This is a genomic window from Nostoc flagelliforme FACHB-838, assembly GCF_014698065.1.
Lineage (GTDB): Bacteria > Cyanobacteriota > Cyanobacteriia > Cyanobacteriales > Nostocaceae > Nostoc > Nostoc flagelliforme_B.
This window is the reverse complement of the sequence record NZ_JACJSI010000721.1, coordinates 1-1,522: the sequence shown is the minus strand read 5'-3', so window position 1 is coordinate 1,522 and position 1,522 is coordinate 1. Positions and strand designations below refer to the sequence as shown.

Here is a 1,522-nt window from a genome sequence, read left to right as displayed (position 1 = left end):
TCAGGTCCTGCGGGGTCGAGTCCTACTATTTGAGCAAGAGAACGCCCTGTAGATTCACGGTAGGTTGAAGCAGTGAATCCAGCAATGTGCGCTCCCAGACTATGCCCGATCAGATTGGTGTAAGTCGGCTCTATGCCATTATTTATTAAGTAGGTAGCCAACTGATTACCAACATCGCGTGTTCTGGCGGCGGAAGTGGGATACCACAGGGAACTAGCTCCTTCTTCCCAATCTAGGAGAATAATATTAGCATTTGACTCACGTTGCCGAATGGTTTGGGCTATATTTTCCATCCAATCAACAGCTTTGTAGTTATTGCCTGCATTGCCACCACTGCTTTGATAGCCATGAATAACAACATAGGTTGGTGCCTCAGAAGTAATGCGCCCAGAACTGTTGATAGAACCGTTACCCCAAACATTAAAGTTGACTTCAACCATCTGAAAAATTCGGTAGTGAAAAAATTCTATTGCTTGAGGCAAAAAGATGTCTTACCCTGGCAGATTTCTAGGTGGGATTTCCCTTCCTTGATAAAACTGTTGCTCTAACTTGCCCAAACCAAGCCAGATCAAAAGCCCAATTATCATAACTAGGCTTGAATCCACCAGCAGAGTCCTCTTGTACTACTTTTGTTTGAGATGTTACTTCTTGTTGAGAAGCCTCTTGAGGTAAAACACTATTGAACATGGTAACAATTGAAAAATCTGTTATTTTCTAGCCTCAAAAAATGTAGGTATTTTCTAATCCTATTGGTGGAACTCAATTGAGAAATCAGTCTTTAGTCTCAAGTGACCTCAGATGAAGCATATAATTTCTGACATTAAAAACTTTGGGTATACCAGAATTAAATGTAACCCTCCAAGGGAGTATGTTCCCTCAAAAAAACTTTTCGGCTTGGGGACAAATATTGGGCTATTTTGGTAGCTTCTGACGACTAAAGAAAGAGAATAATTTAATAAAGCGAAATAGCTCATTAAAACATTGTTTTGGCAGGAAGAACGCAGTAATTCTTATATGCTAACCAATGTGTTTTAAACTGAACTCACATCATATTAAGCCTCAAGACAAACGCATTTAAATTACTCTCGATCATAACTAGAGTTAAAAACTGACGAAAAAATCTTTCCTTTTGCGTTTAATTATTTTTTAAGTCCCAAAGCGATGCCTAAAACTTTGGCAATAAGCAAGGATTAATGACATTATTTTAACTCTATTGAGAATATATGCTTATTGACATGATGCGACCGCCCTGTACTAAGCCTCCCCCATAACCAGTCCTTCGATCGTATGCGCTTGTACGATCGGTTCTAGTTCTTCAACGATTCGACAGGCGAAGTGCTTTCGGTGTTCTACAGGGATAGTCTCGTAGTAAGACCGAGTAAACTGGAGATCATGCCGCTCTGCATTTTGGGCATCTGGAGCATCCACACCAAGCACTAGGGCTGGGCGCGATTTTTGGGATTGGTTAGCTGTACCTCGATGAATGGTCAGTGCTGACCGGACAGATATATCTCCACGCTTC

At 41.1% G+C, this 1,522-nt stretch carries 2 protein-coding genes and 1 pseudogene; all 3 read right to left on the bottom strand.

From position 1 onward, the window contains the following. A partial coding sequence (locus tag H6G97_RS51125; protein WP_190947781.1) for an alpha/beta hydrolase family protein occupies positions 1-482 on the bottom strand: 482 nt, incomplete at its 3' end. A gap of 25 nt (positions 483-507) precedes the next feature. Further along, a complete protein-coding gene (locus tag H6G97_RS51120; protein ID WP_190737374.1) occupies positions 508-687 on the bottom strand; it encodes a hypothetical protein in 180 nt (59 codons plus the stop codon). 567 nt (positions 688-1,254) lie between these two features. Further along, positions 1,255-1,522 (bottom strand): annotated as a pseudogene (locus H6G97_RS51115) (hypothetical protein); the annotation flags it as partial.